Source organism: Aequorivita viscosa, from assembly GCF_900106795.1.
Taxonomy (GTDB): Bacteria; Bacteroidota; Bacteroidia; order Flavobacteriales; family Flavobacteriaceae; genus Aequorivita; species Aequorivita viscosa.
On record NZ_FNNS01000021.1, the window covers coordinates 21486 to 47583 of the forward strand.

Consider the following 26098-nt stretch of genomic DNA (forward strand, 5'->3'; position numbering starts at 1 on the left):
TCAATTTAGGAATCTAAACATCAGGCAAAGATACGAATTTTAACAATTCGGACGAAAAAAATATTTTCTAAAATTATAAGTTTTCAAATGCAATTGTCTGTTATAAAAGAGAGTATAGAATATTCATCAATTCATTGTCGCACCAAAACCAACTTGATCAACAATAAATTCTTTGTTTTTACAGAAATCGGCTAATTCCAATTTAATAAACTGTAAAACGGTCTCAGCTTCCCATTCAGGATAAAGTAAGTGAACATTTGCACCCGCATCGAGTGTAAAACAGGCTAAGCTGTTTGTCTTCTTTCTAAATTCCCAAATGCGGTTTATTATTTCTAATGTATTCGGTTTCATTAAAATAAAATAAGGCATAGAAGTTAGCATCATTGCGTGTAGCGATAAAGCTTCACTTTCTACTATTTTTATAAATTCCGGAATATCCCCATTCTTTAGAATTGGAATTAATTTTGACAGATTTGATTGCGCTTGTTCAAAACGCTGTTCTGCAAAAGGATGTTTGTGCATTAAATCGTGCCCAACTGTACTGCTGACTTGCTTTTCGCCTTTATCGACCAATAAAATGCAATCTCTATAATTCGAAAACTTTGGATGAATTTTGAATGGAAATTTTGTTCCGAAGAGATTGCTACTTCCCTCTATTTCGGGATGTACGCCCCAAACAATTAGCGGTCCTTCCAAGCTTCGGCACGCACTTCCTGATCCTAACCTAGCAAGAAAAGAAGCTTTTTGAATTTCGGCTTCACTCAGGGATTGACCATCCATACCCGATTGAAGCTGAACCTCCATATTGACTAAGCACAGTGCTAAAGCGCTCATTCCACTTGCAGATGAAGCAATGCCGCTACTGTGCGGAAAACTATTTGAAGTTTCAATTCTAAACTTATAATCTTTCAGAAATGGTAAATACACTTGAACCCTTTCAAAAAATTTCAAAACTTTTGGTTCGAAGGATATTTCTCTTCTTCCGTCAAGAAATACTTCAAATTGAAACTTACTTGAAGCATTTACTTTTTCAAAAGAAAGCTTCGTATTTGTGTGGCAATTACTTAATGTAAAGCTAATTGAAGTATTTTTCGGGAGTTGTTCACCGTATTTCCCCCAATATTTTACCAAGGCGATGTTACTGGGGCTCTGCCAAGAAACACTGCCTTTTTCAAGATTTAAAGAATATGGTTTTGGGATAAATTTTGCTTCCAACATATATTAGCTTTTCAACTCGCAAATATAACAAAATGCGGGTGAGTTGGAATTGAGCGTAAATTTTAGAGTTTTCTTGAAACACCCCTTAATTGAAACCCGCTTAGTCTTTCTTTTTTAGATATATTTGAGTTTCATTTTAGCAATATTTTATGGAATTATCTAAGTTTCTTGCTTCATTAATCCCTTTTAAACCCGACGAGTTGCAAGACATTGTTTCGCATTTTGAAAAGGAAAATATTCCAAAAAACACAATGCTAATCGAGCAAGGACAGGTGAGTAAAAAACTGTATTTCATAGAAAATGGAATGGGCAGAAGTTATTACCTTAAAGAAGACGGTAAGGAAGTTACTCAGTGGTTTTTTGGAGTAGGTAAATTTATGAGCAGTGTGGATAGTTTTTTTCAACAAATTCCGAGTATATATTACCTAGAAATTTTGGAAGATTCTACTGTGTATTCAATTTCAAATGAAAATATGGATCTTCTGTTTTACAAATACCATAAAATGGAAAAATTAGGGAGGTTAGTTTCTATTGAAATGCTTACCAAGGTTGTAAATAAGCTAAATGCAATTCAATTTCAAACGGCTCGTGAACGCTATGAATATATGTTGGCCGAATTTCCAGATATTTCATACCGCGTGCCGCTTGGCCATATAGCTTCGTATCTTGGAATGACACAAGAAACGCTAAGCCGCATAAGAAAATGAAGACTTAAGACCGCTGCGCTGAAAGACGTAAGATCTAAGACAAATCCTTGTTTACAAGTCATTTTCATATAAATACGTTCTTTTGCTGTGCGCTCTGTGCCTCCGCGGCATAGACATCATTACGTCCAAAAGTCCTATAGTTTAATGTCTTTCATTTTAAGCCATTTAGCTTTAGGTAACTTCAAAACCGTTTTTGACATAAGTCAAAAGAAAACCCCTTTATTCGCCTTATCTTCGCAGTGTAATTAAAAAATCATTACCAATGCAAATCAATAAAGTCGTTTTTAGCTTTCTTTTTTTCAGCATTGCTGGATTATTTTCAATAAGTAGTTTTTCCCAGCAATTGGATCCTGTACTTCAGGACTTGATTACCAAAGGAGTTAATAAAAGTCAAACGGTAACCATTAATAACATTGAGGCAGAACAAGCTAAGCTGGACCAGCGATTGGCAAAATCGGTATTCATTCCAAAGGTGACATTAAATGGAAGTTACACGCGCTTAAATGATGATTTAAAATTTGATGAGGACACTCAAAATTTATTGATGGCCACACAAAAACTGGTGATAAAAGAAGCAGCTGGACTACCTTTTAATGCACCGTTTCCAGATAATATTCCGTTAAGAGAAACCCCAAATCTTCAGGACAAGAATATTTTAAAATCATCTGTAGACGTAGATTGGGTACTCTTTAGCGGACTTGAGGCCACAAATGCCATCAAGGCCAGCAAGCACAAAGAATCTTCAATAAATTATTTAGGAATGGCAGAAAAAGACAAACTCGCCCTTAAAATAATTGAAACCTATGACAAACTCGCATTAGTGTATGCTTCAGAAAGTGTATTAAACACTTCGGAAAACTACCTTAACGAACAAGCACATTTTGTTAGAAAAGCCATAGAAAACGGTCTTGCCACACCAATCGACAGAAAAAAAATTGAATTGGCACAACAGCAATTGGCAGGAAAAAAATTAGAGTTTGAACACAATAAAGTTCTTCTTATTGAAGCCTTGAATCAACTCACTGGTGAAGATCGAGATAATTTACGAATGCTAAGGCCAACATTGGAATCATTTAGACTGAGTGCTGTTTCTAGCACTGAAAAACGGAACGAAATAAAAGCGCTTGAAGAGGCTGAAAAAGCAACTATTTACAAATCGAAAATGGAGCAAAGTCATTTTATTCCAAAAGTTGCGGTAAAAGGACATTACGAGTTTATTGACAATTACCTTTCCCTGCTCGACCCAAAATGGTTTGTGGGCGTTGGGATTCAGTGGAATGTTTTTGATGGAAATCAATCACATTTAAAAGCCAAAAAATCAAAATTGGAAAGTCAGATATATCGAGAGCGAATCGAGGAAGCCGAAGAAATGATTGACTTAAGTATTGTGAAAGCAGAGCAGGCATATCAATCTACCTTACAAAATTCCGTAATTGTAGAAAAAGAAATCGAGTTGGCAACCGATACGTATGAAATGGTGAATAAGCAACACAAAAACGATTTAGCCTCGATAAATGATGTATTAGACGCCTTGAACGATTTGGAAAAAGCAAATTTTAAACTGCAAGAATCTTATTTTGATCAGCGAAGAGCCGTAACACAACTGCTACACGCCAAAGGAGCTTTACAGTATTAATACCACTCAGAAAAAAATTATATAAAAACCTTTCGACTTCGTTCAAGGTGACAAAACTAAAACCACTAAAATGAAATCAACAAAAACAATACTAATCGGTCTATTTTCCTTGCTAGCTCTAAGTTCTTGCGGGAATGACAAGATCACTTCCGAAAGAGGTAAAGTTAAGTTTGAAACTATCTCGCTTAGCAGCAAGCTAGGTGGACGGATTTCAAAAATATATGTAACCGAAGGACAAGAAGTTAAAAAAGGAGACACTTTAGCCTATATCGACATTCCAGAAGTTGTTGCAAAAATGATGCAAGCCGAAGGTGCTATTACCGCAGCCCAAGGACAGTTAAATATGGCGTTTAACGGCGCTACCTCGGAACAACAAAGCCAGATAGACCAACAGCTTAACTCTGGGAAAGCGCAACTTAAATTCGCTCAAGAATCATATAACCGTATGTATAATATGTATAAAGATTCCTTGATAAGCCAGCAACAATTTGATGAAGTTAAAATGAAACTGTCAATGGCTCAAGCACAAGTAGATGCCTTAACGGCGAAGCAATTGGAAGTAAAAAAAGGCGCGCGTCAAGAACAAATAGAACAAGCTCAAGGTCAGTTAGATCGTGCTTTAGGAGCCAAAGAAGAAGTAGCTTCTGCTTCTGAAGAAAAGTATTTAATAGCCCCAACCAATATGTCTGTTGAAACCATCAGCCTTGAGGAAGGTGAATTGTTGACTCCTGGCTACAGCCTGTTTAATGGCTATAAAAAGAACAGTGTTTATTTTAGGTTTACGATTCCTGAATCAAAAATCTATGACTTCAAGCCAAATCAAATTCTAACATTGGAAAATCCTTATACCAAAAAAGAAATACAGGGAAAAATAGTTGCTATAAATCAGCTTGCTCAATACGCCAACATTACCAGCACAGCACCTTTATATGAATTGGATGAATCTATTTATGAATTGAAAGTGGTTCCGACAGAAAATGTTGAAAACGAAACATTTTATCTGAATGCAACCATGCTGATTAAAAAGAAGTAAGCTTTTATCGATAATGACTTAGGTTAATATTCAAAACAAAACGAGAAACAACGAACCTTTTAAGTCCTATCTAGAATGAAAATCTAAATTATGAATAAGTTTTTAAAATTAGTTCGTGTAGAGTTTAAGCGCATTTTTTCAAATGATGTGCTACTTGCCATTTTTTTTGGGGCGCCAATTCTATATGGATTTTTGTTTGGGTATGTGTACCAGCAAGCGAAAGTTGTGGACTTACCTATTGTAATTATCGATCAAGACCGCAGCCCTACCACCGATAAAATCATTGATGCCTTTGGAGATAATGAAGGATTGTTAGTTAGTGATGTACGCTACTCAGCTGGAGATATTATAGCAGAAATGCCGACAAAACAATATGCTGCCGTAATTACGCTACCCAGTAATTTTGAAGCCGACGTTTTTCAAAAAAGACACCCTGAAATCCGAGTGGATTTGAACATGGCCAATATTCTAAACGCCAATACCGCCAGCGTTAACATACAATCTGTTTTAATGACACTAAACGCTGGGATGGAAATAGAAGCTCTTAAAAAACAAGGCTTGCATCCAGCTCAAGCTTTCAGTTCGTACGAAAGCTTCAAAATCAATTTCAACAAACTTTATAACTCCACTGGGAATTATGTAACTTTTATGTTGCCCGGCTTGTTGGGTGCAATTATGCAACAAATTATTTTCTTGGCAATGGCTTTGGTTTTCTCAAGGGATTTTGAAGATGGTTATTTTGGAAAATTGATAAGGGAAAGCAAATCGTCCTTATACCATATCGCACTTAAAGCAACGCCGTTTTTACTGATGCTTCCGTTAATATGGATGGCCGTCGGTTTATTTTTTCCGTACTTTAATATAGCTGCCAACGTCTTTAACTTCCCAATGTTGGTTTTGGTAACACTATTGACCTTAGCATCGATGGCTATTGGAATGTTGTTTTCTATCGCCATCCCGAGTCAGTTAAAAGCTACTGAACTTTTGATGGTAATTTCCACCCCTGCATTTATTTTAAGTGGTTTCACTTGGCCAACTATGGCAATTCCTTCCGCGATTACAAATATTGCCCAATTCATTCCGCTGACACAGTTTTTAAGTGGATTTAGAAAAGTTGCGTTCTATGGTGGAAATCTATCTTCTATTAAATCGGAGATAGGAATGTTGTCACTTATAGCAATAGTTTCTTTTGTGTTTATGGTAATTTTGCTTCAGATAAAAATTCATCGGTTTGAAAAGAAAAGTAAAACCACAATTGAAGGCATAGAATCGTAAGCGAAGTAACACGAGTATAAAAACACAAACAACTTTCAAGAAATTTTATATCAAAAAACCCTATCTTTCACGAAAGTTTGAAGCCAATAAAAAAATCTTTAAAAATAAAACCATGAAAAACTTAATCTTTCTTTTCGTCTTGGCATTATTCACCTCGGCTGTGCAAAGCCAATCATTAACCGAAAAAGAAATTACGGGTACTTGGCAGGTTGTGAGTATTGCCGATGAAGGAACTAACCCTAAGGAAGCTCAAGAAATGGTTTTTGCTTATATAGACCTTTATCCAGACCATACTTTTCAACTAAGAATGAAAACTGCAAAAGGGCATATAAACACCTTTAAAAATGCCACTTGGAGTTTTGACGAAGCTACACAAACTATAACGAACTCAGATGGCCGTTTCCCGATTATTGTTTCAAAAATTAATAGTAAAATAATTTTTGAACTGTCTGGAATAGGAATGAAACTTGAAGTTGTAATGCCTATGTAATTCTTTAGGCTCAAAAAAATAATTACCCTTTTACAACAGCAAGTGGAGTTAATTCTACTTTAACCTTAACCAAATCTTCTTGTAAAGCCATTACCTCTTTAATATCCTTATAAGAACTCGGTGCTTCATCCAAATCCTTTTTATGACGAAGCGCATGTAGCACGCCCATATCTTTCAACTGAGCGACTTCCTTTTTAAGGTCCAGACTTCTCCGAGCTTCAGCACGGCTCATTACTCGTCCTGCCCCGTGCGAACAGGAGTTAAAAGAAAGTGGATTCCCTTTTCCTTTTACCAAATAAGAACTTGTTCCCTGAGAACCGGGAATCATCCCCCACTCTCCCTTTTCGGCACGAGTGGCTCCTTTTCTGTGAACCATCAATTTTTCTCCGAAATGAGTTTCCCAAGCGGCAAAATTATGTGGTTTATTGATAAAGTTTGAAAACTCTACCGATGGCACAAACTCCGCAAATGCATCTTTTACTCGTTCCATCATCAACTTTCGGTTTTGTAAAGCAAACTCGATGCAGTAATTCATTTCTTTGAAGTAATTATCGTATTCTACTGTTCCCCGTAGAAAATATGACAAATCCTTAGGTACATCATCGCCTCGTTTTTTAGTTTCTTTCACTGCTTCTTTATGGTAGTGGTTGGCTACAGTATATCCAATGTTTCGCGATCCAGAATGCACCATAATCCAAATATATCCATCAGAGCCTTTTTGAATTTCAATAAAATGATTTCCACCGCCCAAGGTTCCCACTTGATATCTTCCTCTCTCATATTCTTTAGAAACAATCGGCAAATCCTCCTTCAATTCTGGCATCCATGTATCATCTTGTTTTTCTTTGTGATGGTTAAACCCAACAGGTACAGTTTCTCTGATTCTGCTCATTATCTTCTTTAAGTCATCCAAATCCACTTCCGTCAGATTGGTTCTTAAAGAACACATACCACACCCAATATCCACGCCAACCGCATTTGGAATAATGGCATCTTTAGTGGCCAAAATTCCGCCAATAGGCATTCCATACCCTTGATGGGAATCGGGCATAATGGCGATATGCCTAAACGCAATTTCCAAATTAGCCAAGTCCTTCGCCTGCTGAAGGGCGCCTTCTTCAAGTTCATCCAACCACAATTTGATTGGAATCCGCTCTGTTTCAATTTTCTGTATCATAAATTTAATATACGAATGTTTTAGACTAAAAACAAGCCTGTAAAATAGGCGTAAGTCCACCATTCAGACAAGTTCGAGATGATGTGTTTTTATTTAGTTTGGAGCCTTTGTGCCACCGCGAATTGCACTAACCCACCGGACGGACAGGTTTACACGAAATTGTTTTTTTCTGAAAAAGGTGGCGTAACCTGTGCGTCTGAGATTTCACAAGTGTGACAGATCTTCAGTCTGCTATGATTGTCATTTTACAGAAACCAAAAAGAGATTACGAGGCCTATTCGATTAATTTTAAAAAACTAAAGGAATTTGGCTAAAGCCATTATCGTATTCCGCTAATAACCTATGAATAACCACGGCGCTTTAGTCCGTGGATAAAAAGTGAGCACACGCATTGGCTTTAGCCAAACCAGTTTACGCGGTGGAAGAGGGCACGATTTCTAGACTATTTCTCAAACTCATGAATTATAAATCTCTAAGTTTCCAAACACCTCAACTCATCACCCTCTACCGAACCACCAATAACGGCATTCTTCTATTTCTGATCAACAAATCGTTGGTCACACTTCCCTATTCCTTTGTACCTTTGAGAAAATTCAAATTCCATGAGGTATTTACCAATTCTACTACTCTTTCTTATTTCGTGTAAACAAGAAACCAAAAATCTTTCTGCTCAACAAATTATTGATAAAGCAATTGAAAATGCGGGAGGCGGCTTATATGAAAGCTCTGCTATCCAATTTACTTTTCGCGATATTCAATATACAAGTCGCCGAAATAATGGAATTTTCCAACTCACCCGAAGTTTCAAAGATTCCTTGGGCGAAGTAAAAGATGTGCTTACCAATTCGGGCTTTAATCGATATAGGGATTCTGAAATAGTAAGCTTAACCGACTCAATAACCACTTTATATTCCAATGCTGTAAATTCGGTTCATTATTTTGTACAATTACCGTATGTATTGAACGATGATGCGGTTCAAAAAGAACTGGTTGGCGAAACCGAAATTAATGGTAAGAAATATTACAATATTGAGGTCACATTTAAACAAGAAGGCGGTGGTACAGACCATGACGATGTTTATATGTATTGGATCAATAAAGAAGATTTTACCCTAGATTATTTCGCATATAAATTTTACACGAATAAGGGTGGTATTCGCTTTAGGGAAGCATATAACCAAAGAACCATTGGCGGACTTCGTTTTGCAGATTACAGGAATTACAAAACTGAACCTTGGGAATCTGTAGATTTAAAAAATTTGGGTGAATTGTTTGAAACAGGGAAACTCGAACTGCTTTCAGATATTAAAACGGAAGATATTTTGGTGGAAAACTAAACATTGAATTGAAATTTAAAGACTTTTTTAATCCCTTAATTTCAACTGTCCTCTTTTTTACCAATTAAATGGGCGTAGGCCTCCATTCCGTTAGTGCGCTCAAATAAAACCTTTAGAACTCCAATTATTGGTAATGAAATGATAGCTCCCACCATTCCCCATAAGGTTGAAAACAAAATAACCCCGAATACTGTTGTAAACGGATTTAGGTTAATTTCCTCGCCAATGATCCAAGGAGTAAGGATATAATTTTCAATGAGTTGCGCAGCTGCAATTACACCAATAACGATGAGTGCTGGGGTTGTCCCGGAATATAAAAACGCCAAAACAACCGCAATACCACCGCCAATAAGGTTTCCGACATACGGAATTATTGAAAATAAAGCTGCGAATAGGGCTAAAAAGAGCGCATAAGGAACAGACCCTAAAGTAAAACCAAGATAATAAATAGCGAATAGAAACAACATTATTTTACCCTTTCCGAGTAAATAGCTACTAATAATTTTTGAAGAATTACTTAAAAGATAACCCATCGATTCTGGCTGTGAAGTTAGCTTCTTAAAAAACCCGATGAACATTTTTTTCTGCATCAGGAGCAAAATAATATATATAAAAATGATAAACGATTGGGATAATAAAGTCATTACACTCGCTAAAAACGAACTTGCCAAGCCCTCTGCCTTTTGAACTAACCGCTTATTATTTTCAATGTAGTTTTGGTAATCCCAGTTCAATCGCTCGTTTGCCCATTGTGATAGGTTGTTCAGTTTTTCGCTGGCTTTATCTTTAATCGTAGGCCACTCTCCAGCAATATTATTTAACTGCGAACCTATTAACCAAGAGAGCAACAAAAAAATTATTAGCATTAAAAGCACAGACAACGTAATAGACAACCAGTTGGGCATTCCCCATTGTTTAAATTTCTGGGTGGGCTTGTCCAGTAATATTGCAACAATAGCAGCAACTAGCAATGGCAAAATAAGGCTGGCACCTACATAACATACGGTGAGCACTCCCCCTACAATTAAAAGGGATTTTATTAAATAACTTCCTGAAATGGCTATTTTGGATACGCTCAAAGTAGAATTTTTATATGAGATTTAGAATAACACCTCGCTGTACGTAAAGTTAACGGAAAATTGTGGAAACTGTTCAATTTATTGTTGACTGATTTAGCGTAATTAGTATTTTATACAAATATGTGCGAGTGGACGTAAATGTAAAGACTCTTTCATTTTTTTGATTAATACATCGCAATTAAACTGATTTAAAAATTATCTGGGTTCTTAATTATCTCGTGGGCTCTTTTAATATGCGCTTCCATAGTATCAGGTTTTATCTTCTCCAAAAGGTTCATCATCATACTCATTCTCTGGTTATTTTTAAAATGTTCCCTTTTTTCTTTTAGAAAATTCCAATAAAGTGAATTGAACGGACAGGCCTTTTCTCCTGTTTTTTCATTCACGTTATATTTACAAGATTTACAATAATTGCTCATTTTATTGATGTAACTCCCGCTAGAAATATACGGTTTGGTAGCGACGATTCCACCATCTGCATATTGGCTCATCCCCCTGGTATTGGGCATTTCTACCCATTCTATTGCATCTATATAAATTCCTAAGTACCAAGCATCAACCTCATCGGGATGAATTTGTGTGAGCAGGGCAAAATTTCCTGTAATCATTAACCGCTGTATGTGATGGGCGTAGGCATTGTCTAAACTTTGCGTAATGGCATTGTGCAAGCAATTCATTTTGGTTTTACCGGTCCAAAAAAAGTCGGGTAGTTTATGCTGATTTTCAAGTTTGTTTAGGCCACTATAATCGGGCATTTTCATCCAATAAATTCCGCGCATATATTCCCGCCAACCCAAAATCTGCCTAACAAAACCCTCTACTTGCGAAATATCTATTTCAGGTTTTCTAGCGTAATACGTTTCAATCACTTTGCTTACAACCTCTTGAGGAGAAAGCATTTTTGTATTCATTGAAAAAGAAAGTCTTGAATGAAATAAAAACGCTTGATCGGTATGCAGTGCGTCTTGATAATCGCCAAAATGAATTAACAAATTATCGCAAAAGTAATTTAGAACTTTTAGGCTGTCTGCTCGTGATGTAGGCCAATTAAAGGACTTTGCATCAATACTTCCAATGGTTATAATTTCTTGCTGTTCAATCTGTTTTACAATTGAAGAAACATCTTTCCGGAAACCCCTCTCGTGCGGAATTTCTGGTTTGCCATTCCATTTTTTTCGATTGCTTTTATCAAAATTCCACTTGCCACCTTCGGGGTTTTTATCAGTTTCCATTAAAACTTCGTGCTTCTTTCGCATATCCCGATAAAAATACTCCATTGTCATTTCCTTCTTTCCTTTGTAGAAATCGGCCATCTCTGTGCGGGTGGTGTAGAAATGTTCTGTATCAAACGCTTCACTTTCAATTTTTAGGTTATCACAGAATTTTTTGATTTGTAGGTCTAAGCGATATTCATCGGGCAATTGATATTCAAATTTTTCAATGCTATGTTTTTCGATTAAAAAATTAAGGTTTTCAACTAAATCCTGCTTGTTTGCTTCTGAATCTATTTCATAATAAACAACTTGATGACCGTTGTTTTTAAGGTGTTCGTAAAAATTGCGCATTGCAGCAAAAAACCCTACTATTTTTTGAATATGATGGGTTGCATAATCGGTTTCCTGACGCATTTCAGCAATAAAATAAAGGGTATCCCTTTCGGTATTTGAATACCAAGAATGTTTGTGATTTAGTTGGTCTCCTAGAATGAGTCGTAGTTTTTTCATTTAATTTTCTGTTGAAAAAGAAGTTTATTTCTTCCAGGTTTTTTGATAAGTCCCATCAGCATCGTAACGTTCTGCTTGTTTTTTAATGTTAAACTTGCGGTCTCGCGGGTCATTGCCCACACCACTATTGTACATCCAGTTGCCCCAATTGCTATGCACATCATAATCTACAAGCATACTTTCAAAATAGGCTGCACCAATGCGCCAATCCTGCAACAATTCTTTTGCCCAAAAGCTATTTACATTTTGTCGTCCGCGATTGCTCATAAAACCGGTCGCCGCAATTTCTTTCATGTTGGCATTTACAAAAGGTTCCTCCAAATCACCTTCAATCCACTTTTTAAGTATACTGGGGTCGCTGTTCCATTCTAAATTTTTCTGGGAAATACCTTTTAACTGAAAAATTTTAGATCCGTGTTTAAGCGATACGTATTTAAAATAATCACGCCAAAGTAATTCGAAGATTAGCCAATAAGTACTTTGGTTTGCTACTATTTCTTTCTCGAATCTTTTTACTTCTTCATAAATGAATCTTGGTGAAACACTGCCGTTTGCGAGCCAAGCTGAAAATTTGGAACTATAATCGGTGCCCAACAGCCCATTTCTTGTTTCTTTATATTCTTCTAAATTTTTTGTTTCCCAAAAGTATTCTTGTAGACGTTGTAATGCAGCATCTTCGCCTCCGGAAAATGGAAATGCAGAACGTGGATCTATTTCAAAATCTTCAAGTCCTAAGTCATTTAGTGTAGGAATTTTGGTGCGATTTTCAATAAGGTTGTTTTCTTGCTTAACTTCAGGATTTTCTTCACAATTTCGAACCTTCGCATTTGCTTCTATCTTATTTCTGAAATTGGTAAATACTTCTGGGATTTCTGAAAAGTCATTATATGGAATATCGTCTGGATGAAATAAAAACTGATCATACGTTTCAATAAAGGCGCAACCTTTAAGTAATTGCTGCAGGTTTTTGTAAACGGCAACTTCTTCAGAAGTCCATTCGCGTTGAGAATAAATGGTTTCAACCGTATACTCTTCAACAAGCTGAGGCAAAACAACTTCTGGCTTATCGTGATATACCGAAAGACTAACATTAAGTTTTTGAAGATTCTTACGAAGATTTTCAACTGTTTCAATTAAAAATTTAGCTCTGAATTTTTCAGTCTTTTTAAAACCATATTCCGTGGTTTCAAAATGTCGTGGGTCAAAGCAATATACTCCAATTACCTTTTCATTTTCATTTACAGCTTTTAAAAGCGAATGGTTGTCGTGCACCCTAAGATCCTTGGTAAACCAAATTAAGGCTGTAGATTGTTTTTGTTTTTCAGGCATTTTTTACTACAATATATTACGTTTTCCCAATCCCGTTCCCATTTTTTTCGCCAAGAGAATGTAAATCCGCAAGTAGGACAAGTTTTCTGTGGAAGATTATATTTTTTATTCATGGCATGCTAAGCCTAATTTCCTTTAATCCGTTTCCATAGGTCTGACAAAAGCCTTTTTGCTTCACTCCTGTCTTTAGGTTCTTCAGTAACAATTATCTGGTCATCAACTTTATCCAATCTAAAACTGAAAGCAAATTTTCCAACACTTTGGTCTACGCTCATCATCCCAAAACGTAGGTCATTTAGATAGATTCCGTCGTTCTTTTCTGAAACGGTATACCAACCTTGCGTAATTCCGATAAGTTGTTGCACTTTATCTTCATCTGCCAAATCTCCTAAGGCTTCGTGATTTTTTGGATGTGGGAAAAACTGTATGGGTTTGGTGTCGAAAAATGAATAATCGCCTATTAAAAAAGCGTCTTCAGTTTCAATATTTGCTGTCCATAATATTGTGTTAAACGGACTTGGTTTTGTTTGTATTTTAGAATACGCAATGTTTTGGGTTTGTAGCGCGTCTTTAAATTTAAAATAAGTAATTCCCTTTAAAACAATGGTTAGCACCATATAACAACTACTTACAATTAACCCCAGATTATTGAATTTTCGTCTTTTTATACTGCCGCGTTTCTGAAGCATTGCCAATATCAAAAATGTGAGAAATGGCAAGGTGTAAAGTGGGTCGATTACGAAAATATTTTTAAACGCCAGCCGAATATCCAAAGGCCAAAAAAGCTGTGTTCCCCACGTTGTATGTGCGTCTAACATTGGATGTGTGACGAAACACAGAAACCAAAACAAAAACCATTCGTTCAGGCTCGCTCGCTTATCCCAGAGCGAGAGCATCCAAGCGAATAATAAACCAAAACTTACTGAGAAAAAGATAGAATGTGTAAATCCGCGGTGAATTTCTAATGCGTTAACAGTATCTGTAAAATGACTTGAAAGCACGTCCAAATCTGGGATGGTGCCAGCAATCGCACCCAAAACCATGGCTTTATTGCCAATTTTTTTTCCTAAAACCGCTTCTCCAACAGCAGCGCCTAAAACAATTTGTGTGACTGAATCCATTCTAAAAAGTTAATCTACAATCTCCATTTTTTTCAATAGAAAAGAGGCATTCATATTTTGACAGATTCCGGGTTTGAAGGTGTAATCGAAAAAGAGTTCGTCGTTTTCAATACGTGCATCAAAGAAATAGTTTTTTACTTCTCGTAATTCTTCAGCAGCAACACAAAGACTTAAATCGTGGGTGGCAATAATTCCTGTAGAATTACTGGCAACAAGTTTTTCAACAAATTTTCGGGAACCGATGGCTTTGTCTGTGCTATTTGTTCCTTTTAAAATTTCGTCCAGAATAATAAAATAGCGATCGGTTTTTATTTCGTCAACGATGAATTTTAAACGTTTCAACTCACTAAAAAAATACGATTCATCATCGGTTAAACTATCTGTAGTCCGCATACTTGTAATGAGCTTTATCGGGTTGTATTCGGCTTTTCTGGCACAAACGGGCACGCCCATATTTCCCATTACAATTTGAAGCGAAACGGTTCTTAAAAACGTGCTTTTTCCAGCCATATTTGCACCGGTGATAATGAAAAATTCTTCTGAATTAATCAAAATATCGTTGCGAACCATAGTCGATTCGTTCAGTAAAGGATGTCCTGCGCCTTTTACTTTTAACACGGGGATTCTATCGTTAATTTCTGGAAAAACATAGGTGGGATGATTAAATGCATAATTGCCCAAACTATTATATGCGTCAAAAAACGTAATAACGTCAAACCACATTGGCACACTTTCTTTATGAGCTAAAATCCAGTTTTCAATATTGTAGCTCTGCCGCAAATCGCGCAACATAAATCCGTTTGCAACTACACCAATAAGCATGTTGCTTCGCTGGTCTAACGAATCTAAATGCTTGGCAAATTTCTTTAAAACAGACGAAGCTTTCGTAGACGAATTCACTATTTGTTTCTTCTTCTTAGAAAGTAATTCTGACGAAAAATCTTGTGTTTCTATTTCTAGAATAAGCTTATGAAATTGTTCGAATGTGCTTTGAATTTTTGAGGTGTGCGAAGAAAGTTCGTTTACTTTTTTAAGATAAATTCCTGATATTCCAATACCCAAAAAGAACCATCCCCCAATGGCATAACCCGAAATTAAATCGAGGTAGTATAAAACAAACAATCCAACCGAAATTATTGAAAATACAGGCGCAACAAACGTAATCCATTTTGGCACAAAGGTTTTATAGTCTTTTAACCAATCGGTAACTTCGGTTGTGGGAACTTCTGTTTTAACCAATGAAGCGATTGCTGAAAACTGTTGGCGCCATTTCGACATTTTGGACAATTCGCTTATGGCTTCTTGTTTTTTGGGAATATTATCAATGGAATTTTCGGTAAACAGATTTGCGAGAAAATCTGAACCACTGTCTAAAGCTGTTCTATTTATATATTGAAAAAAGGAGCCTTTCCCAAAAAGATCGATATCCTGACTGTAGTAATGGCGCGGGTCTGCATACTTTTCACCTGAAGGCAAATGGTGAAAAGCCCGAGCGAGGACTTCCAGTTCTACCTCGTTTTGCGCTATCATTGCTTTTTTCAAATCGCGCTGATATTGCAATTGGCTATGTTTTGTAACTAAAAAAATAAACACTGCTATTGCAACAAGAACAATAGGAAGTATAATTTTTACATTGCCGAAGAAGAAATAAATCCCGAAACACGCCATTAAAAACACTAACAGTCGCAGGGTACTGGACATAGCGAGTTTTCGTTTTAAAGTTTGTAATTCTGCAGCGTGAATTTCTATCTGCTGTTTATAAAAATCTGAGGATTCGTTCATTTATTATTTTTTAGACCTACAAGGTCTTTGAGACCTTGCAGGGTTACCAATTCAAGAAGCCCTGCTAAAAAAGCTAGGAACTCCTTGTGGGAAGTATTAGTTCTTCCTTCAAGGTTTTCAAAACCTTGAAAGTTTACATTTTTTCAAGTGCTGCCTGAAGTTTTTTGGTAAGCCCTTTCACTACTAAATCATACGAATGGTCTATCAATTCCAAAATTAAATCGGGTGGCAAATTTCCTTCTATTTCTACAGTATTCCAATGTTTTTTACTCATATGATATCCAGGCAATATACGTCCGTCGTATTCTTCACGAAGTTCTATAGCTCTTTCTGGATTGCATTTAAGGTTTGCGGTTGCAGGATGAGAATTTATTCCAGTTAGTGCAAATACCTTCCCCATTACTTTAAAAACCAATACTTTATCGTCAAAGGGGAATGATTCGGTAACTCCTTTTTTGGCAAGACAATAATTTCGGAATTCTTCAATATTCATAACGTTGAATTTTTGAAACTTAAAAGAACCATTCTAGCTGCTCTTTTGCTTGTAAAATAACGGCCTAAATTACAATTAATTTTATCGATTAAGCCCAGAAAAGAGGTTAGTATGATAATAGATTGTTATAGGGAAACGATATTGTTTTTAATTAAAACACATCTTTTTCAGGGTAAGCACAAGTGGGTTTAAAAATAATCGTGTATGTTTCAGTAAATTTGTACATTTCAAGTTGAATTTATTCTGAAATGATATATCGTTTCTTTTTGGCTATTTTTCTTTTAACTGCAACTTCTTGTCAGTTTTTTGAAACCGAAAAAATTTCTTCCGAAACTATTTTAGAGGATGAAATGGAAGCTATTAATTGGAAAGATATAGATCAATATCCCACGTTTCCAAGTTGTGATAGCGCATTAGACAAACCTGAGCAAAAGGAATGTTTTATTACCACAATTAGCACTCACCTTTATCAAGATATTAGTCAGAAAGACATGATTGCTGTTCGAGAAGTTTATGATACAATTAAAGTGAGATTCGAGATTGGCAGTTCTGGTCGACTTTCAATCCTGGAAATTGAAATTGATTCATTACTCGAAAAAGAATTTCCCGATTTGGAAATGGTAATTATGAAAAGTATAGACTCGCTGCAACCCGTTGCCCCTGCTTACAAGCGTGGTATTCCAGTTAGAACTCAATTTACCCTTCCTGTAATAGTTCAAACCAACTAATTCCGGCAAAACGATATTACAGGAAAGATGTTTCGTGCATTAACCGACTCAATCTGAAAATCGGCAATTACAACATAAACTTATATCCTAAAGAAAAATCAAGAGGCGTTTCTTTGTTGGAATCCAAATTTAAAGCAACGAAATCGTGATATCCTAGCGTTATAAAGCCTTTTCCAACTCTAATATCTGCTCCTACTCCAAATGAAAGAGGCGAACCAAAATTTGTTGCCGAATCATTTACAATATAAGCTCCATCGTCTGAAATTGATTCAATTTCGTTTTTAACAAAGGTGAGCGACGCAAACTTTGCATTTACATACATTTCAAATCTTGAGGATTTTATAAACTTAAAACGATAATTTAAGTTTAGTTGCGAAGCAGAATAGTTAGTATCATCACTTTCAAATGTATGCCTAAAACCTAAAACAAAAGAGTGTCTTTTAAGTTTTACAGGATCTATCAATTCTAAATCTAGACCGGCTACAGCTTGTTTTGTGTTTTCTACGTTAATGGTATAAATACTATTTGTAACTCCACCATAAACACCAAGTCGAAGTTTTAAGTTAGGGTCGACTTTTGGATCGACAAAATTAGTGTCTTTTATCGCGTTATATTCAACAAAAAAACGTTGAAGGCTAGGAAGGATTAAGTAAACTTTTTCGGTTGAAACGGGAGCGTCAGACGTGTGCTCTTCAAGCACTTCAATGTACTCGTGCTGATAGCGTTTATTCTTTTTTGTATCTTTTAATTCGGTTATATAATCGCCCTTTTTCAGAAAATAGCGGTAGTCTCTTTTACTGCCGTAGTAAAGCAGTTCTAATTCACCTTTAACCTCCGAATTTAAACTAAGAGACTCACCATTAACAACATACTGTTCCTGTGCTTTCAGCGACGGAAATACAAAAAAAATAAAGCAAATAATTGTGGGGATAATAGATTTCATATTGGGGATTTTAATGTACGGTTAAAGATAAATAATTATTTTAATCGGCACATTTTTTTATTAACACAATTTTAATAATTCCTGTCCTTCCAAACATAACTTCCCTTAAAACTACCTAATACAATTCGTACCGTAATTACGGCATAAACCAATGGCATCCATTGAAACTTAATTAATGAAATACGCCGATTAAAAAACATCCCAGCCTTTTTAATTACAGCAAAATCGGTAAGTGCTTTTAGGTAAAAGAGAATAACAAATTGCACCCAATATTCAGGTAAAAGAAAAAGTAAAACAGGAATTGTTAACAGTAAAACATTCATTAAAAAAACCAATACACCCAGAAATATGGAAAGTGGGTTTTTCTGCTTAGAAGTTTTTGAAGCCCAACGAATTCTTTGCGATATAGCATCCTTCCACGAAGCTTGAGGTTTTGTTAAAACAATCCGTTGTCGCGATTTTAAAAAAGCAATTTTACCCTTGAAAGCTTTTTGCATTTTTTCCATCAAAAAAATATCATCACCGCTACTTATATGATCATTCCCCTTAAACCCATTTACTTTTTCAAAAGCGTTCTTCTGATAAGCCAAATTGGCGCCGTTGCAAAGAATGGGCCGTTGTAAACCAAAACTACCAATAGTTACTGCTTGTAAACTCAAACCATCCAAAAATTGAAAGTTTTCCAAAAAGCTATTATCTGTTTTATACAAAACCGGGCCACAAACCATCACTGGCAAGCTTTCTTGCTGAGCTTTCAGCTTTTGAAAATATGCATCAAGACTAGATAACCAGTTTTCAGAAAGTTCGCAATCTGCATCGGTTGTAACTATCCATTGGTATTTTGCATTTTTTATTGCTTCGGTAATAGCATCTTTTTTAGGTGATTTTGAAATCAGTTTATTCTGAATTAACCGAATATTAAGTTCGCTTGTAGCCTTAGCTTTCATAATAATTTCGACCGAATTGTCCTCAGAAGCGTCATTGACAAAAATCACTTCGAATAATGTTGAAGGATACTTTAAATTGAAAATGCTTTTTAAAAGCGAAGGAAGGTTTTTCGATTCATTTCTAAACGGAATTACTATACTGAAACGAGTTTTTGACAGATTTTCTTCTGAATGAAACATCGGAACTTTATTGAAGCCATAAACCAAAATCATCATACAGATAAAGTACAGCCCAAAAAGTATCAAAAATAAAGTAATCATTAGCTGTTTGGTTTATAAGTAAGCACGTAAAAAGCTCCCAAAATTGAAGGTACTACGAAGTTGAAAATCCACATTGCCAGAACGGTTGATAACACAATTAAATCTGAAACACCTATATACGAAAACAACCAAACCGCAACTCCTCCACGAACTACAACATCAAAAATAAAAATTGTAGGCACTATGGAAATTAAAAAATACATCGAAAAAATCAGTGCCATTGCGGTTATAAATGAAGTTTCAGCACCAAAAAACAACAGCAGCCAGAAAAACATAAAGCTAAAAATAAGATACCGACTTACAGACATTACCACGACACTTATTTTTAAAGCATTAGGCAAATTCTGAAAAAACTTAAAGATGTTCGCGATTGAAAATCCTTTCAAAAACAATTCTTTATCCCTGAAATAATAAACAAAAACAACACTAAATATTCCCCCGATTACAACGAAGCATACAGCTCCAAAGGAATAAGACACTTTATAATTGAAAAGAAAGTATGACATTCCAACGATCCCAAACAATACAGTTGCGGCCAATTGCGCAGTGTTTGAGAAAAAATTGAGCAACAATATTTTTTTTCGATCTGATTTCTGAAAAAACAATGCTTTTGCGCCATATTCGCCTATTCTATTAGGTGTGGCCAAAGAAACGGTCAATGAAGCCAAACTCTGTTTTAAAGCAGTTTTAAAAGCTATTTTATGTACGGTAGAAGCTAGGGTTTTCCACTTTAGGGTTTCCAAAGCCCAATTAAGAGCTGCCAAAAAAAGAAAAACGAACAAGAAATAGCTCGCAGAAATTCCTTTAGCCCTGATTCCGTTGAGAAATTCTAAAAAGTTTAAATCTGGATTATTTTGCAACCTATAAAAAACATATCCGAAAGTAACTACGAGCACCAAAACTTTGGCGGGGGCAAGCAGATATTGTTTAGTTTTGTGAGGTGCAGCCATTGGGCTAAAATACGAACGAAATTGTTTGCCCCAACCTTAAAGGGAGCAAATTCAAGGAAAGAAAGAACTTCTCTTTTTTGGCTGGGGTAAAATTTTCAAATCAATGAAATCAGAAAGAATTATTTTAGGAATTGACCCTGGGACAACCATAATGGGTTTTGGAATTATCAAAATTGTAAAAAAGCAGATGCAATTTATTCAGTTAAATGAACTTCAGCTTAAAAAATACGATGATCATTATTTAAAATTAAAACTCATTTTTGAGCGTACCATTGAACTAATAGACACTCACAATCCTGATGAAATAGCCATTGAGGCACCCTTCTTTGGTAAAAATGTTCAATCCATGCTAAAACTCGGTCGAGCACAAGGCGTGGCAATGGCAGCGGGACTTTCACGTGAAATCCCTATTACCGAATACTCTCCAAAAAAGATAAAAATGGCAATTACCGGTAACGGAAACGCTAGTAAGGAACAGGTTGCTAAAATGCTGCAAAGCTTATTGAGTTTAAAGGAACTTCCTAAAAACTTAGATAGTACCGATGGGCTAGCTGCTGCAGTTTGTCACTTTTACAATTCAGGGAAAATTGAAACTGGTAAAAGCTATTCAGGTTGGGCCGCCTTTGTTAAACAAAATGAGGATAGGGTTAAAAAAAAGTAACAGTGTGCAGTTTCAGTTGGCAGTAGTAGTATTAAATGGGCCAAAGCAGTTATATTTTTAAATCCCTCTGTGCCCTTCGTGCCTTTGCGGTGAATATCTTAATTTCGATTAATCCAATCCTCCACAATATCTCTTATTTCTTGGTTCTCTTGTAATCTAATTATTTGCAGATCTACTTGCCTCTTCAAATCACTTTCTAAAGGAAAAAGAAAACCATAATATTGAGGTTCAATTCGTTTTTTACTCAATACATAGTCATCTTTTTTATCAGTTTCAAAAATATATTGCAACGGAATTTCATCATAAATAACTGCATCCACTTTTTTGTCCATTAACTTTTCGTATGCTTCAGACACATCGTTTACAGGCACTGGGATACCTTCAGAATTTCGGATTTTATCAATAATTTTCTTATAATTTGGAACTGCCACTTTTTTGTTTTGTAAATGATTAAGGCTCGTTATTGTTTTATCTTCACTTGAAGTTTGTGAAAAAGTAGTAGCTATTCCTGCAACAAAAGAGGTCGCTAAAATAAGCGAAATCACCATCCAGGATCCTATTACAAACCTACCCATGGGCGTACGGGGCGCATAATCACCATACCCTACCGTAGTCATTGTTACAACCGCCAACCACACTCCCGAACCAATACCTTTGATAAATCCTTCGCCATAATCTTCTGGGTATTTTCGACCTTCAATGATCCAAAACAGAAAGCCAACAATTGATAATATTATTAACAAACCCATAACAGCATACAGAAATGTTGTAGATAAAAAAGGTTTTATAACGCTCCAAAATGAAGTTTCTAAAACGGGTGCCAAAATTGCCAGCTCTGTATTGTAATAGGGTTGCGAAAAGTTAACCAATGCCGCTCTGGAAGAATTGATTGTTATGGGCCCAATAAGAATATCCAACTCGTGTTTATCTATGGCTTTTATTCCGCTTTCAACAGATGTAAACTCTATTAATTCATAGTTTTTATTAAGACCGAAAGCAATTTCCTTCCAAATGTCTATTACAATTCCTTCTTCTTTTTCATCGTGAAATACAAAGGGTTCAGAACCCGCATAACCCACTTTAAGCTTCACACGAACATCTTGTCCAAATACCATTGAATTAATCAATATTGTAAAGAAAAAGAACCAGAAATATTTTTTCATATAAAGCAAAATTTAGCTAAAACTTTAGTCTCCATTATTATCAGAAAGATAAGCTACATCGGTAAATTTATAGGTATTTTTGAACTTACAAAAGGAATTCGTTGATGGATTTAGGATGGATAATAGTGACTCTAGAAGCCGTTCAATGATACTTTCAATTTAAAATAACATGCATACATCTAAAAATAGATCGAACTCATTTGGAATCTATATCCACATTCCTTTTTGCAAACAAGCCTGCCATTATTGCGATTTTCATTTTTCTACTTCAATAAAGAAAAAAGCCGATTTAGTAAACGCTATTTGCGAAGAATTACGCCTTCGAAAAAATGAATTGACTGGCAAGGTGAAAACAATCTATTTTGGAGGTGGTACGCCTAGCTTGTTGACTTCGGAAGAATTACAACAGATTATCACCGCTATTCAAACTAATTATACCATCTCCGAAAACGCTGAAATCACCCTCGAAGCCAATCCAGATGATCTTATCGATGTCGGTCTGAGCGCAGTCGAAGACCTCAAACCAACAAAGTTAGCAATACTAAAAAAAGCTGGAATCAACAGATTAAGCATCGGCATCCAATCCTTTTTCGAAGAAGATTTAAAATTGATGAACCGTGCTCATAATGCTTCCGAAGCTTTAAATTGTATTAAAGAAGCTAAAAAGCACTTTCAAAACATCAGCATCGATTTAATATACGGAATTCCGGGAATGACCAAGGAACGATGGAAAAAAAACCTCAAACTTGCTTTGGAATTGGACGTGCCGCATTTATCCTGTTATGCGCTGACCGTTGAACCAAAAACAGCATTAAAGAAGTTTATTGACAAAGGAATTGTTCCACCAGTTGATGAAGAAGCAGCCAAACAGCATTATGAAATCCTCTTGGAGGTTACCGAAAAAGCTGGATATGATAATTATGAATTCTCCAATTTCGGGAAATCGGGTTTTGAATCCAGAAACAATACAGCTTATTGGGAAGGAAAGCCCTACTTGGGCATCGGTCCTTCCGCCCACGGTTATAATGGGAAAAGTAGAAGTTGGAATGTGGCGAACAATACAAAATATATAAAAAGCATTGCCGCTGGCGAATTGCCTTTAGAAAGTGAAATCCTATCGAATGAAGATAAGTACAACGAATATATTATGACCGGCCTTCGAACGAAAAAAGGGGTTTCTCTTAATAAAATAGAAACAGAATTCGGAAAAGAATTTCTAGAATATTTAATGAAACAAGCTGCAAACCCGTTAAAAAACGAACTTTTAATTCTCGAAGAAGAAAGCTTAAAAATCTCAAAAGAAGCGAAGTTTTTGGGCGATGGAATTGCGAGTGATTTGTTCAAGGTTTAGTAGTATCGAGACCCCGAAGGTTTAAAAACCTTTGGGGCCTCTTAGGGGGCTAAAGCTCAAAAATTGTATCTTTAAATTAAAAATTTTACACTTGTGAAAGCCAGCATTCAATACAACGGAAAAACCATAGAAGTCGATTTTTCCAAACCTTTAGACATTTCGATTCCGCTACAAGCATCTGAACAAAATCCGTTGGCTTGGTATCAAGAGAAACCCGTTGTAAAACCGGTTACTATGGGCGATTGGATAGGGAAAGTTTCTGAGGGAGGTTCTGTAAATTTCAATAATGTGTTTTTCAATCCGCATGCGCACGGCACGCATACCGAATGTTTTGGCCATATTTCGAAAGAATTTCATTCGGTGAATAACGCTCTAAAAACCTTTTTCTTTTTAGCTGAAGTAATTACTGTTCAACCTAAAAAAATAGGTGAAGACGAAATTATTTCCAAAGAAAGCATCTCAATAGCTTTAAATGGAACTACGCCCGAAGCCATCGTAGTTAAAACGTTGCCGAACGATACTTCCAAAAAATCAAAACGTTGGTCTAATACTAATTGGCCCTATCTTGATGAAAAGGCAGCTCTTTTTTTAAGGGAAATTGGAGTGAAGCACCTCTTAATCGACCTGCCATCTGTTGATAAGGAAATGGATGAAGGCAAACTTTTGGCACACAAGGCTTTTTGGAATTATCCTGAGAATCCTCGGCATAATTGCACTATTACCGAAATGATTTATGTACCCAATTCGATTGCCGATGGAAGTTATTTGCTAAACCTTCAAATGGCGTCATTTGAAAATGATGCATCTCCGAGTAAACCGGTTTTGTATAAAGTTTGTTAGACTCCAAAGGATTTAAAAACCTTTTAGGTATAGAAAGATAAGAACGTATTAAAAATCATTACGGCTCAAATTTATTAAATCAATGAAAAGCATTTTAAAACTTGAGGAATTAGCCCAGTTCATTTTGGGAATTGTCCTTTTCGCCCAACTAGACTATGCTTGGTGGTGGTTCCCGGCGCTTATCTTTCTTCCCGATATTGGAATGCTGGGATATGTTTTCAATACTAAAACAGGAGCATTTGTCTACAATCTTTTTCACAGTAAAACTATCGGCATTGCATTTATTCTTATCGGAATGTTCTATTTGGGTGATATATTTACCTTGATAGGAGTGATTCTGTTTTCACATTCCGCTTTGGATAGGATTTTTGGGTATGGTTTAAAATATTCCGATGACTTTAAGAATACGCATTTAGGGAGGATTGGAGAATAGCGTTTTATTAGTTGACAAAGAAGTTGATGAGGGCAAACTTTTAGCGCATCGAGCCTTTTGGAATTATCCCGAGAATCCTCGTCACAATTGCACTATTACCGAAATGATTTATGTACCCAATTCGATTGCCGATGGAGGTTATTTGCTAAATCTTCAAATGGCGTCATTTTAGAATGATGCTTCGCCAAGTAAACCGGTTTTGCATAAAGTGCTTTAGACCCCAAAGGTTTTTAAAACCTTTGGGATCTATGGGAATCAATCTGTTTTATAATGAAGTTCCTTTTTCAAGTCACTCACTCTTTGCTTTACGAGGTTTCGCATGATACCTGTTTCACCAAATTGTTTTAGATAATTCTCATAATAATCCAAAACCGTGTTTTTGTCTTTAAAATAATTGTCGGCTGCAACGGCCAAATAATATAACGCCCTTTCATTATTTGGATTATTTACCAATGATTTTCGAAGCGCGGCCATCTCATTTTTGTAATCTCCTTCTCGCTTATAAACGGTCGCCAATTCCATATATTCATTAGATAAAGGAGTTTCTAATAACCCTATAGCAATATTGAAATGTTGCTTCGCCTTTTCATATTCTTTCATTGCTTTGTAAAGAAATGCAACTTCGTGATGCCATTTTGGGTTCTGGTTGTCATATTTCTGAAGTAGAATTTGGTATTGCTCCAAAGCTTTTTCAAACTGCATAGTTTTGGTGTAAGCATCGGCAAGATTTTCGTGTAATGAAATATAGCTTTCCCCTTTCGAAATCAATAAGTTAAAAGTGCCGATTGCCTCGTGAAATTCTTGAGAATAAAACTCTTTCAACGCACGTAAGGTTAGAAATCTCGAACTATTTTTATCCAAAGTCAATCCATTTTCAATATAAGGAGCGGCCGCATCAAACTTTCGATTTTCGATATAATTTCTTGCAATTTTATAGCTTGCATTGATATTTCCTTCATCCATCGAATAAACTTGTAGAAATAAATCAATTGCTGTCGAATCCTTTTGAAACTCTTTCACGAGGCCTCTTTCATATACAAAATTAGGATTGTTTGGAAAACGGAATTGTAGGTTTTGAAGAATACTATCGGCTTGTTTATAATGTGAAACCCTAACCAATAATTTGACGTATTCAAATTGGGTTTTAGGATTGGCGCTGCTTTCTGAAAGCGCTCTCTCAAAATATCGCTGTGCTTCGGTGTTGCGTCCTAAAGCTTCATAACTTTTCGCAGCTTCCCGAAAACGGTTTGCTTCCAGGTAGTATGGAATTGCTTTGTTGTACTCCCCTATTTCAAACAGACTGTCTCCTTTTTTAGTAACAGTCAAAGCCGAAACGGATTGGGCTTCGGCTGTAAAAGAAAATAACACAAGTGAAACAATTAGAGCGTATTTCATTGGCTAAGTAGTTTGATTAAACCTA

The 26098-nt window shown here is 35.9% G+C and carries 25 protein-coding genes and 1 pseudogene; 12 read left to right on the forward strand and 14 right to left on the reverse strand.

The window, feature by feature from the left end; all coding sequences use genetic code 11:
- Positions 1 to 126: 126 nt before the first annotated feature.
- Positions 127 to 1218 (reverse strand): diphosphomevalonate decarboxylase, encoded by a 1092-nt coding sequence (locus tag BLW28_RS11925; RefSeq protein ID WP_073220175.1) that lies wholly within the window; start codon positions 1216 to 1218, stop codon positions 127 to 129.
- A gap of 149 nt (positions 1219 to 1367) precedes the next feature.
- Between BLW28_RS11925 and BLW28_RS11930 the strand changes: the two genes are divergently transcribed.
- The 5 genes from BLW28_RS11930 (at position 1368) to BLW28_RS11950 (ending at position 6359) form a co-directional block, all read left to right on the forward strand.
- Positions 1368 to 1925: a Crp/Fnr family transcriptional regulator gene (locus BLW28_RS11930; protein ID WP_073220172.1), complete on the forward strand. Its 558-nt coding sequence runs from the start codon at positions 1368 to 1370 to the stop codon at positions 1923 to 1925.
- 262 nt (positions 1926 to 2187) lie between these two features.
- The gene (locus BLW28_RS11935) at positions 2188 to 3561 is read left to right on the forward strand and encodes a TolC family protein (RefSeq protein WP_073220169.1); all 1374 of its coding nucleotides are present in this window, start codon (positions 2188 to 2190) and stop codon (positions 3559 to 3561) included.
- 70 nt (positions 3562 to 3631) lie between these two features.
- Entirely contained in the window at positions 3632 to 4594 is a 963-nt protein-coding gene (locus BLW28_RS11940) for an HlyD family secretion protein (protein ID WP_073220165.1), read from the forward strand.
- A 90-nt stretch (positions 4595 to 4684) separates the two neighbouring features.
- Entirely contained in the window at positions 4685 to 5869 is a 1185-nt protein-coding gene (locus BLW28_RS11945; protein ID WP_073220163.1) for an ABC transporter permease, read from the forward strand.
- Positions 5870 to 5981: 112 nt separating this feature from the next.
- A complete protein-coding gene (locus tag BLW28_RS11950) occupies positions 5982 to 6359 on the forward strand; it encodes a lipocalin family protein (RefSeq protein WP_073220160.1) in 378 nt (125 codons plus the stop codon).
- A 22-nt stretch (positions 6360 to 6381) separates the two neighbouring features.
- On the opposite strand, the gene BLW28_RS11955 is transcribed toward BLW28_RS11950, so the two are convergent.
- Complete coding sequence (locus tag BLW28_RS11955; RefSeq protein WP_073220157.1) at positions 6382 to 7536, reverse strand: RtcB family protein; 1155 nt, start codon at positions 7534 to 7536, stop codon at positions 6382 to 6384.
- Between the two features lie 602 nt (positions 7537 to 8138).
- Between BLW28_RS11955 and BLW28_RS11960 the strand changes: the two genes are divergently transcribed.
- Positions 8139 to 8873, forward strand: a complete 735-nt coding sequence (locus BLW28_RS11960) for a DUF6503 family protein (RefSeq protein ID WP_073220153.1) — start codon at positions 8139 to 8141, stop codon at positions 8871 to 8873.
- A 41-nt stretch (positions 8874 to 8914) separates the two neighbouring features.
- Here the strand turns inward: BLW28_RS11960 and BLW28_RS11965 are convergent, their stop codons facing one another.
- The 7 genes from BLW28_RS11965 to BLW28_RS11995 form a co-directional block, all read right to left on the reverse strand.
- Positions 8915 to 9952, reverse strand: a complete 1038-nt coding sequence (locus BLW28_RS11965; RefSeq protein WP_073220149.1) for an AI-2E family transporter — start codon at positions 9950 to 9952, stop codon at positions 8915 to 8917.
- 188 nt (positions 9953 to 10140) lie between these two features.
- Positions 10141 to 11676, reverse strand: a complete 1536-nt coding sequence (locus tag BLW28_RS11970; RefSeq protein ID WP_073220147.1) for a cryptochrome/photolyase family protein — start codon at positions 11674 to 11676, stop codon at positions 10141 to 10143.
- A gap of 24 nt (positions 11677 to 11700) precedes the next feature.
- Positions 11701 to 13005, reverse strand: a complete 1305-nt coding sequence (locus BLW28_RS11975) for a DASH family cryptochrome (protein ID WP_073220144.1) — start codon at positions 13003 to 13005, stop codon at positions 11701 to 11703.
- A complete protein-coding gene (locus tag BLW28_RS11980) occupies positions 12972 to 13118 on the reverse strand; it encodes a DUF2256 domain-containing protein (RefSeq protein WP_073220141.1) in 147 nt (48 codons plus the stop codon). Before BLW28_RS11980 ends, BLW28_RS11975 begins: the two co-directional genes overlap by 34 nt.
- 12 nt (positions 13119 to 13130) lie before the next feature.
- Entirely contained in the window at positions 13131 to 14126 is a 996-nt protein-coding gene (locus BLW28_RS11985) for a metal-dependent hydrolase (RefSeq protein WP_073220138.1), read from the reverse strand.
- Positions 14127 to 14135: 9 nt separating this feature from the next.
- Complete coding sequence (locus BLW28_RS11990; protein WP_073220135.1) at positions 14136 to 15908, reverse strand: MutS-related protein; 1773 nt, start codon at positions 15906 to 15908, stop codon at positions 14136 to 14138.
- A 133-nt stretch (positions 15909 to 16041) separates the two neighbouring features.
- Positions 16042 to 16401: an MmcQ/YjbR family DNA-binding protein gene (locus BLW28_RS11995; RefSeq protein ID WP_073220132.1), complete on the reverse strand. Its 360-nt coding sequence runs from the start codon at positions 16399 to 16401 to the stop codon at positions 16042 to 16044.
- Positions 16402 to 16649: 248 nt separating this feature from the next.
- On the opposite strand from BLW28_RS11995, the gene BLW28_RS12000 reads away from it, so the two are divergent.
- Entirely contained in the window at positions 16650 to 17129 is a 480-nt protein-coding gene (locus tag BLW28_RS12000; protein WP_073220129.1) for a hypothetical protein, read from the forward strand.
- A 67-nt stretch (positions 17130 to 17196) separates the two neighbouring features.
- Here the strand turns inward: BLW28_RS12000 and BLW28_RS12005 are convergent, their stop codons facing one another.
- The 3 genes from BLW28_RS12005 to BLW28_RS12015 form a co-directional block, all read right to left on the reverse strand.
- A complete protein-coding gene (locus BLW28_RS12005; RefSeq protein WP_073220126.1) occupies positions 17197 to 18072 on the reverse strand; it encodes a hypothetical protein in 876 nt (291 codons plus the stop codon).
- Positions 18073 to 18143: 71 nt separating this feature from the next.
- Complete coding sequence (locus tag BLW28_RS12010) at positions 18144 to 19280, reverse strand: glycosyltransferase family 2 protein (RefSeq protein WP_073220124.1); 1137 nt, start codon at positions 19278 to 19280, stop codon at positions 18144 to 18146.
- Positions 19280 to 20230, reverse strand: a complete 951-nt coding sequence (locus BLW28_RS12015; RefSeq protein ID WP_073220121.1) for a lysylphosphatidylglycerol synthase domain-containing protein — start codon at positions 20228 to 20230, stop codon at positions 19280 to 19282. The genes BLW28_RS12010 and BLW28_RS12015 overlap by 1 nt, the downstream gene beginning before the upstream one ends.
- A 103-nt stretch (positions 20231 to 20333) precedes the next feature.
- Here BLW28_RS12015 and ruvC point away from each other — a divergent pair, with 103 nt between their 5' ends.
- Positions 20334 to 20891: a crossover junction endodeoxyribonuclease RuvC gene (ruvC, locus tag BLW28_RS12020; RefSeq protein WP_073220118.1), complete on the forward strand. Its 558-nt coding sequence runs from the start codon at positions 20334 to 20336 to the stop codon at positions 20889 to 20891.
- 98 nt (positions 20892 to 20989) lie between these two features.
- On the opposite strand, the gene BLW28_RS12025 is transcribed toward ruvC, so the two are convergent.
- Positions 20990 to 22054 carry a transporter substrate-binding domain-containing protein gene (locus BLW28_RS12025; protein WP_073220116.1) on the reverse strand — a complete coding sequence of 355 codons (1065 nt, stop codon included), beginning with the start codon at positions 22052 to 22054 and terminating at the stop codon, positions 20990 to 20992.
- Positions 22055 to 22223: 169 nt separating this feature from the next.
- Between BLW28_RS12025 and hemW the strand changes: the two genes are divergently transcribed.
- From hemW to BLW28_RS16005, 4 genes and pseudogenes are all read left to right on the forward strand, one after another.
- The gene (gene hemW, locus BLW28_RS12030) at positions 22224 to 23405 is read left to right on the forward strand and encodes a radical SAM family heme chaperone HemW (protein WP_073220113.1); all 1182 of its coding nucleotides are present in this window, start codon (positions 22224 to 22226) and stop codon (positions 23403 to 23405) included.
- A 93-nt stretch (positions 23406 to 23498) separates the two neighbouring features.
- Positions 23499 to 24245, forward strand: coding sequence for a cyclase family protein (locus BLW28_RS12035; protein ID WP_073220108.1), 747 nt, complete (start codon positions 23499 to 23501; stop codon positions 24243 to 24245).
- An 82-nt stretch (positions 24246 to 24327) separates the two neighbouring features.
- The gene (locus BLW28_RS12040) at positions 24328 to 24678 is read left to right on the forward strand and encodes a DUF4260 domain-containing protein (RefSeq protein ID WP_073220105.1); all 351 of its coding nucleotides are present in this window, start codon (positions 24328 to 24330) and stop codon (positions 24676 to 24678) included.
- A gap of 10 nt (positions 24679 to 24688) precedes the next feature.
- Positions 24689 to 24850 (forward strand): annotated as a pseudogene (locus BLW28_RS16005) (cyclase family protein); the annotation flags it as partial.
- Positions 24851 to 24933: 83 nt separating this feature from the next.
- On the opposite strand, the gene BLW28_RS12045 reads toward BLW28_RS16005, so the two are convergent.
- A complete protein-coding gene (locus tag BLW28_RS12045; RefSeq protein WP_073220103.1) occupies positions 24934 to 26073 on the reverse strand; it encodes a tetratricopeptide repeat protein in 1140 nt (379 codons plus the stop codon).
- Between the last annotated feature and the right edge of the window lie 25 nt (positions 26074 to 26098).